We start from the raw sequence: 8,260 nt of genomic DNA, 5'->3' as shown, positions 1-8,260 counted from the left end.
CCGGTATTCCGATACCGGGTCGGTGCCGCCGCGGAATCGGAATTCCGCGCTACAACGCATTTATCATCCGTCCTGGCTGGACAGAAACAAGAGGGCAAAAACAGTTTTTTCTGTCCTCTTGTTTCTGCTCAGTCCTTCAGCGCTATCGCAGGTCAGGATAACCCGTTGGAGGAGGCGGCAGGCCGCTGGGCGGGGCGCTGGTGCCGGAACCAGCGGGAGGGGCACCATAGTTCGACGCGGGCGGTGATGAATAAGCCGCCGGAGCACCATAACCGGCCGGAGCTGGCGAACCGTAGCCGGGAGGCGGCGGCGTGGGCGCATTCTGACGGGAACCGGTGTTGGCCTGCTGGCCGGGAATCGTTTTGGCCGTGACCGTCACATCCGCCATCTGCATGTAGGGGATCTGGATGTACTCGGCAGCCGCGCGGGAGAGATTGATGACGCGGCCCGGATAGCTGGGGAAGCGGTCGTTCACGATGACCTTCACCGAGCGGCCGTTCTGGTTGTTCTTCACCTTCACCTCCGTGCCGAAGGGCAGCGTGGTGTGCGCGGCCGTCCAGCCCTGCGGGTAATAGACCTGCCCGGAGGTGGTCATGTGGCCGGCGTAATGATCCGCGATGTAGGACGCGTAGCCGCGCACCTTGTAGGCAGGCTGGGCGCAATTCACGAGGAAAACAGACAGGGCGACGGTGAGGAGTCGGAGCAGATGATTCATGATTGCTGGTGGCGATGATATGCGGATTGGCGTCCGGCACAATCAGGCTCATGCTGGGGCGATGAAAAGGCGTGTCCTCCTCGCTTCGGCGTTTGGTTTGTCACCGCTGGCCGCAGGCTGGTGGGCGGCCGGCCAGCTCGCGCATCCGCCCCGGCGCGGCTTGCAGGATTATCATCGCGAGTTTCTGGCTGACCCGGCGGCGCATGGCGTCGTTTTGAAACCGTTCACGTGTGACGACGGCACCCCGTGCGTCCTGGTCGAGCCGCCGCCGCTGGGGCAGTTGGGCAGCCGTGGCCAGCGGGTGCGGGAGCAACTGACCGGCAAAGGCCTGACCTTGCGGCCTGCGGGTGAGATCATCGGTAATCTGGTGTTGGTTCACGGTCGCCGGGGGAGGAAGGAGGACTACCTGCTCATTGCAGAGCGGTTCTGCGCGGCCGGATTTCGCTGCATCCTGCCGGATCTGCCCGCGCATGGCGATCATCCCGGCCGAATCGCCTGTTACGGTGTGAAGGAGGCACGCATCCCGCCGACGGTTCTTCAAGAAGCGGCCTCGCAGTTCCATTTTGCCCCCGGCCCGGCAGGAATCATGGGCATTTCGATGGGCGGCGCCGTCAGCATCCGCTCTGCGGCAGAAAACGACGCGCCATGGCGAGCGGCGGTGTTTGTCTCGACCTTCGACAGGCTGGAAAATGTGGTGCGGCATCAATCCGAACGCATCGCCGGCCGCTGGGCCGGCAAGGCTTGGCAGACGATCACGGCGCCCCTGTTTCAATGGGAGGCGGGCATGAGATTGCAGGAGGCAGATTCCATCGCGCTGGTGCCAAAGCTGCGCTGTCCGGTGATGATCGCCCACGGCACCGCCGATCGTGTGATTCCATGGGAATGCGGCCGACGACTGTATGAAGCCATCCCGGAGACGCTGGAGAAAAACTGGATCGAGATCCCAGGAGCAGATCACGACAATGTGCTGACCACCGATTTTCCGATCTATGCGGAGATGGCGGCGTGGTTTCTGGAGCATGTGGGCGGATAAGCAGATCATGGGATCCTGTCTCATTCACCCAGCCTCTTTCCGCCCCCCATCGTGGCGATGTCTGCCTCCCGCAGGGAAAGGCGTCTGACTTCGAGAGGGGCCAGCCCGTGTTTGAGAACCGTGTCTGACAGCCTGCCGCCGAAAGTCAGCGCCAACGGCGCGGCATTCCTCAGCCCACGGGCGAAGCCCTGGGTCTGCGAGAAATGAGAACGCTTTTCGGACTGGGTGAAGCCCTGAAAGGGCGGGACTCGACTCAGGGCGATCCTGGCAGATGGATCGTGATGGCGGGAGCACGGTGTCGAGTGCCGCCCTTGCAGGGCTGGCCTTCCATCATTGGCCGCAGGTGGGCATGGATCCCGGGATTGCATCCCGGGCTGAGGAGTCACGCGCCGTTGGCGCTTCTCCTCATGGGGGTCTGCGAAAATCCAGCGTTGCTCCCGGCCCTCCACCCATGTCGCACCGAATTGGGTCCCCTTTTTGCCAACAGAGGGCTGTTTGGGCCTGAAAATGCCGTCCCCGGTCCCGCGGGTGGCTCCGGAAATGCCGCCGGGGGTGCCGGAAATGCGACCGGGGGCTCCGGAAACTCGGCCGGGGGCGCCCCCCGTTGCGTTTTGGGAGCCCCCGCCAGACGGGGGGAAGCGGTTTCCCGGCGGTCCCGAACCGCCACCCGCATTGAGCAACCGCCCTGTCAGGCGGGGCCGGCCGACGAGCGCAGTTCGACACCGCCGCAGTCTTTGCAGGATGTGATGCCAGCCTGGAACTCGGCCCCGCAGCGGGGGCAGGTGGGCAGTTGAGATGCCGGGGGAGGATCGTAATCGGCTTCGGCGATGTTGTGCTGGCGAAAGAACCCCTGAAGCGCCTCGGCTTCGGGCGGGTGGGTGTCTGCCTGCGCCCAGCCCGGAACGTAGCGGGCTTTGCGCCAGAAATGGCGGGCATGGCGGAGCCATTCCTTTTCATCCACCAGGCCGTGCCAGGCCAGCGGATGAGGCGGCTCATCCTTCCCAACAAGACTCACGGCATCCGCGGCCCGCATGGTGATCTGCGGCAGGAAGGCGATGCCAAGGGCCCGCCAGCCCCGATGCGGGATCAGGGCCTTGATCGAACGCGTGCCGCGGAGAAACAGCCAGGACTGGATGATTTGCAGCAGAAAGAGGACGCCTGCGGCCGCCAGCACGGCGGGGCCGTCGCCAAAGCGGCGATAGACGATGCTGATGACGCCAAAGCACCAGAGGAAGTGAAGGGTGGCATTGATTCGCAGGGCCCGGGTGCGTTGCGCCGCCTCGTCGGCGGTTTTCATGGCGGCTGGGGTGTCGAGCGTGCCGCGTGCGTGCTTCAGGAAGGCGCTGCGGCGTTTTTCCGGGGGAAGGTCGCGCCAATCGACCAGCCGCTGACACCACAGCTCCGCGAGCGCCTGGGAAGGCAGGCGCAGACGCGTGGCAGAATCGAGGTGTAGGGTGGATTCCTCCACTCGCGGGCGGATTTGATCCCACGACAGGCGCACGACCTGATCATCGGTCAATCGCACCTGCAGGCCGTCGTTTTGCGGCACCAACAGCCATGGCAGGGCCGGCACATGGGCCTGGAGCGGCGGCAGAAACGACAGCAGCAGCGGCGAGCCACCGGCGGTGTGCAAACGCGACCACGGACGCAGCACCCGCCAGCCCGATCTGCCGGAGCCTGCGGCCATCCAGGCCGTGGATGGCACGAGGCGGAGGCATTCGACGAGGTAGAGCAGCGCGAAGACCGCGAAGAGCGTCTGGCCGTCGGTCATGCGTTATTCGCCGGGCGTCTGGCGTGCTCCGAACAGCTTGCCGAAGAATTTTTTGATGGCGGCCAGGACGCCGATGACGATGAGGATGGCCGCCTTGCCGAGTTTCGCGAAGGCCGCGCCGAGCTTGGCAAACAGACCCATCTTGGCGGCGGCAAAAGCCCCGGTGCCGGCAATCAACGCGGTGAGGCCGTATTTCGCGACCTTGTCGCCCTCACGGAACTCGGCGTAGCGCTGGCCTTCGACGTAGGAGAAGCCGTTGAGGATGGTCTGATAGCCGGGCAGCAGCGGCTCCAGCTCTTCCGGGGAGCAGAGGAGGGTGACTTCCATCACGCCGTTGCGGCCCAGGATGCGGGTGTTGTGGTTGATGGTGACGCTTCCTGTGGCCTTCGATTTGAGCTTCAGCGCCCACTCGAGGTTCTTGGTCTGGTCATTGAAGCGTGGCGGCACCGCCCAGCCGGTGATCTCAAGCTCGTCGAGGCCCATTTCCTTGCGCTGTTCATTGCCAGCCTCCTGGGCCTTCTGCATGGACGCCAGCAGTTCGTCGGCCTTCAGGTTGTTTTTTTCGTCGTCCTTCACGTAGCCGACATCATCGAATTCGAAGATGATGCTGTGCTCCTGGAAGTTTTCCGTGGCCAGCATGCCCAGGTAGCTGTCGGACGGGGGATTGCCGTAGAATTCGAGCATCTGGCCGGCTCCCTTGCCATCCGTGAAGCGATAGCCCGGCGGAATGTTGATCTGGGCGATGGTGCCGATCTTGCCGACGCCCTGACGCGTCCAGCCGACCTTTTCGATCTCTTCGTTGATCTTCTTGATCTGCTCCGCCTTCTCATCCGCCGTGGCGGGCGGGCCGCTGCCGGCCGGCTGCTGGGCGTGGAGGGAGGAAAACACCGCCAGACTCGCCAGCAGCACGACACGGGAAACGGAGGAGCATTTCATGCAGGCGGCGAGTGTGGCAGGGGCGGCGGGAGATCGTCAAGGTGACGTTTCGACAGATTCGTCTGGCGGCGGTCGGCATGTTTCACGCGACTTCAACCCGCCCTCTCATCAGCTCGTGCCCGACGGGTGATCGTACACAAATGGACCTGCGCTCAAAACCGGGATCCTCGTGCCCTGGCGCAGTTTTCGCCTTGCCAGCAGACGCGCCGATTTGCTATGCAGCATCCGATATGCGCCTGATTTGGCTTCTCCTGATCACCACACCCGCCTTTGCACGTGAATGGACGCGAGAAGGAGGCGCCGCGATGAAGTTCCAGGCGGAGCTGCGTGGCATCGACGGACCGAATGTGCTGCTGCGAGCGCCCGACGGCCGCACCGCCGCGTTTCCGCTGGCCCAGTTCGCCGCTGTGGATCGCGATTACGTCAGGGCACGCCTTCCCGGGCTTGTGCTCGATGCCATGACGCCGCCAAACGTCGGTCAGAAAGCCGGCGCGGGCTGGGGCCGGCCACTCTCCGTCGATCCGGCCGACTCCGCCGTCAGCGAGACGTCCGACGGCTTTCACTCGAAGCATTTCGCATTTCAAACGACCGAAAAACTGCCGCCGACCACGCAGCGTGACCTCGCCGAGGCCTGCGAGGTGATCCACGAGATCTTCCGCGTCGCTCCGTGGGGAGTTCTGGCCACGCCGACGCATGAAGGACACTTTCGAATCGCCCTGCTGCCACAGGGGGAGATCGACGCGAACCGCAACGTCTTCGACAAAGATGGCACGCTGCGCATCCCCATCGGCGCCGCCGGTCTGCAACAACTCGGTGGCGAATGGGTGCGCGATGAACGCCCGGAGGCCGGGCGCCATTTGAAGGAGTTCGTCGCCTACATGCTTCAGCGGGATGTCATCGGCCTCGTTCCGCCCTGGCTGCCGGACGCGCTGGCAGACTGCATCGCCGAGATCCCGACCGTGGGCGGAACGGCGTGGTGCGCGGAGGTGCCTGCGAAACTTCAATCCACCGCCAAACCTTCCGCCGCGGAGGTGGAGAAGCTTTTCGTTCGCGGAGAACCAGCCTCATTTTCGAAGGAGCATGCCCTCGCCGTGGTGCATGGCTTCACACGTCTTCTCGACGGCCGCCGTGCCCGGCAGATCACGAACATGCTCCGCCAGGCCATGCAGGACCGGCCGAAGTGGGAGGCCTTCGAAGAAGACGCCCAAAAGTACGACGCCGACTGGGACAAGCTCAAAAAGCTGCCTGGAGCCCAGAAGCTGGACGATGGCAGCTACCGCTTTCCTCCGGGCACCCATGTTCCAGAGGCACCGAAACCGCCGCATGCGTTCGAGAAAGGCGATGATCTGCCCTGGCTGCTGCTGCCGCTGCTTCTGGAGCAAAAAACGCCTTCCGCCGTTGCCGCCGAAATTTCCGCCCAGCTCGCCAAATGATGAAAAAGAGCCTTTTTTGCCTCCTGCTGGCCTCAACGGCCTTTTCCGCCGAAATTCGTCCCTGGACCGATGCACGGGGAAACCAGACGCAGGCCGTTTTGCGCGGCTTTGACGGCGGGGACGTGCTTTTGCAGAACGCCGAGGGCAAAACCCTGCGTGTGCCGATCAAGAACCTGTCCGCCGATGACCAGGGTCACGTCGTTTTGAACATCAGCACGCTCATTGATCCCTCCGCCGCGCCGATTTCATCCACGCCGCTGCCCGTATCGGTGCCTGTGATGGCCAGAACCACCTGGCCTGCCTCGCTGACGGCTCCTGACGGCCTCACGAATGCCGACTACGTCGAGCTGCAGTCCAAGCCCGGTCGTCACCTCTATCGGTCCCGCCGCTTTGAGTATGTCCTGCACGCGCAGGACAAGCTCACCCCCGCTGTGATGAAGGACGTGGCCCGCGTTTTCGAGGGCACGTATGAGCTGCTCAGCCAGAGTCCGCTCGGCGTCCAGGCCCAGCCGGTGAATGGCTACTTCCGGGCGGAGCTTTACCAGACGATGGACACGTATCATGCGGCCGGCGGCCCTCCCGGCAGCGGTGGCGTGTATGTGCGGGATGAAAAGGTCTTCAAGGTGCCGCTCGACAGCCTGGGCCTCAAACGCGGCACCAACGGCTACACGCGCGATGACAACTTCGAGCTCAAAACGCTGGTGCACGAGATCACGCACATGATGATGCACGACATTCTGCCGCTGCTGCCACGCTGGCTCATTGAAGGCAGCGCCGAGTATGTGGAATGCATCCCTTACAAGTCCGGCACCTTCCGCCACAGCGACTTGCTCGCCAGCGTGCAGCGCTACAACAAGGACCGCCTCAGCGGCCGATACCGGCTCAGCGGACCGCCGCTGGATTTCATCCGCAACATCATCCGCCCGCCGCTGGCGAGGAAAGCGGGGGAGATCCGCTATGATTGGGGCGAAACGAGCCCCGTGCCGCAGGTCGGCTTTTACCACAGCTCGATGCTGTTGACGTATTACTTCATGCACCTCGACGGCGATGGCAAAGGCACGCGCCTTTTGAAGTTTCTCGACGCCATTCGTGCCGAGCAGCCGAAACACACCGCCTTTGTGAAGCAGTTCGAGGCTTACCGGGCTTCGATGGATGAGTTCCTCAAAAAGCCCGAGGTCAAAAAGCTGCCTGATGGCCGTTTTGAATACCCGAACTACCTGAAGGCGCCCGAGGCTCCCCAGCCGCCCCACCCGGACTACCTCACGGAACGTCTCGGCCATATCCACATGGGCATCTTGCTCGACGGCCGCACGGACGCCCAACTCCAGCAGGAGGCCGCCACAGCCCTGCTGAAACTTAGCATCCAGGCGAACCCCTGACCGTCTCGCAACGGCAGGAAGCCAGATAGAACGGGCGATTGTTTCACGAGATTCGCGTTTGGCAGCGGCCACGCGCCGCAGCATGTTTGCGGCCTTCACTCATCCTCCGCGCATGACCGAACCGAATGCCGCCCCCACGAATGTGCCACGCCGCGGCCCCGGCTGCTTCGCACTGATGGCGATGACGTTTCCCGCGGTGGTGATCATCGGCTGCGTGGTCGGGTGGAAGCTGGTGGACTCGGGTTTTGGATTCAAATGGCTGGCGGAGCATTTCCAGAAGCAGACGATCTCGGAGTCCTTCCGTGAGAATGTGAAGCGCATCCTCTCCACGAATGGCGACGTGCTGGAACTGGCCACGATGGAGACGGAGGAGACGGTGACGCGGTTCGATTCGAAGACCGTGTTCGACATCGTCTATCTCGGCACCACCGAGTCGGAGATCCGAACGATGGTGGTGTATCGCTATCATTTGAAGCTGTCCGACGACTGGCAGCTCGAGGTGAAGGACGGCCGCTGCGTGGTGATCGCACCGCAGATCCGGCCATCGCTGCCGCCGGCGATCCGCACGGAGACGATGGAGAAGAAATCGGCGGCCGGCTGGCTGCGTTTCAACGCGGCAGAGAACCTTGCCGATCTGGAGAAGGGCCTGACCGGTGTCCTCGAACGCCGTGCCGCCGTGCCGGGCAAGATCAATTACATCCGCGAGGCGTCGCGGCAGTCCGTGGCGAAGTTTGTGCAGGCCTGGGTGCTGAAGGAGCACCCGCAGTCAGAAATCGACGCCATCCGGGAGATCGTGGTGATTTTTCCTGATGAACCGGCGGCCAAGGACACCGCGAAGGCCATGCAGCAGCCGCCCACGCTCAAGATCGAGCCGCGTCTCGATTAGAGCCTGTTATTAACTTTTGCCGAATAGAGAAGAAAGCATGAGGGTTGCGAAGGCCAGCCAGTGCATGCCGGTCAGAGTCGAGGCCAGACGCTCGTAGTCTCTTGAGA

Annotated in this window: 7 protein-coding genes; 4 read left to right on the top strand and 3 right to left on the bottom strand. The window is 63.4% G+C overall.

All coding sequences use genetic code 11. The features are described from left to right. Positions 1-142: 142 nt before the first annotated feature. A complete protein-coding gene (locus tag IAE77_RS15020) occupies positions 143-715 on the bottom strand; it encodes a septal ring lytic transglycosylase RlpA family protein (protein WP_294227839.1) in 573 nt (190 codons plus the stop codon). Between the two features lie 61 nt (positions 716-776). Here IAE77_RS15020 and IAE77_RS15015 point away from each other — a divergent pair, with 61 nt between their 5' ends. Then, positions 777-1,748, top strand: a complete 972-nt coding sequence (locus IAE77_RS15015) for an alpha/beta fold hydrolase (RefSeq protein WP_294227836.1) — start codon at positions 777-779, stop codon at positions 1,746-1,748. Positions 1,749-2,436: 688 nt separating this feature from the next. Here IAE77_RS15015 and IAE77_RS15010 read toward each other — a convergent pair. Further along, positions 2,437-3,519: a hypothetical protein gene (locus IAE77_RS15010; protein WP_294227834.1), complete on the bottom strand. Its 1,083-nt coding sequence runs from the start codon at positions 3,517-3,519 to the stop codon at positions 2,437-2,439. 3 nt (positions 3,520-3,522) lie between these two features. Next, positions 3,523-4,455: a DUF2167 domain-containing protein gene (locus IAE77_RS15005; protein ID WP_294227832.1), complete on the bottom strand. Its 933-nt coding sequence runs from the start codon at positions 4,453-4,455 to the stop codon at positions 3,523-3,525. A gap of 230 nt (positions 4,456-4,685) precedes the next feature. Here IAE77_RS15005 and IAE77_RS15000 point away from each other — a divergent pair, with 230 nt between their 5' ends. From IAE77_RS15000 to IAE77_RS14990, 3 genes are all read left to right on the top strand, one after another. Next, the gene (locus tag IAE77_RS15000) at positions 4,686-5,888 is read left to right on the top strand and encodes a hypothetical protein (RefSeq protein WP_294227831.1); all 1,203 of its coding nucleotides are present in this window, start codon (positions 4,686-4,688) and stop codon (positions 5,886-5,888) included. Further along, complete coding sequence (locus IAE77_RS14995) at positions 5,888-7,267, top strand: hypothetical protein (RefSeq protein ID WP_294227830.1); 1,380 nt, start codon at positions 5,888-5,890, stop codon at positions 7,265-7,267. The genes IAE77_RS15000 and IAE77_RS14995 overlap by 1 nt, the downstream gene beginning before the upstream one ends. Before the next feature lie 112 nt (positions 7,268-7,379). After that, complete coding sequence (locus IAE77_RS14990) at positions 7,380-8,153, top strand: hypothetical protein (RefSeq protein WP_294227828.1); 774 nt, start codon at positions 7,380-7,382, stop codon at positions 8,151-8,153. Positions 8,154-8,260: the final 107 nt, after the last annotated feature.

It is taken from the genome of Prosthecobacter sp., assembly GCF_014879935.1.
GTDB lineage: Bacteria > Verrucomicrobiota > Verrucomicrobiia > Verrucomicrobiales > Verrucomicrobiaceae > Prosthecobacter.
This window is presented reverse-complemented; position numbering and strand designations above follow the sequence as displayed.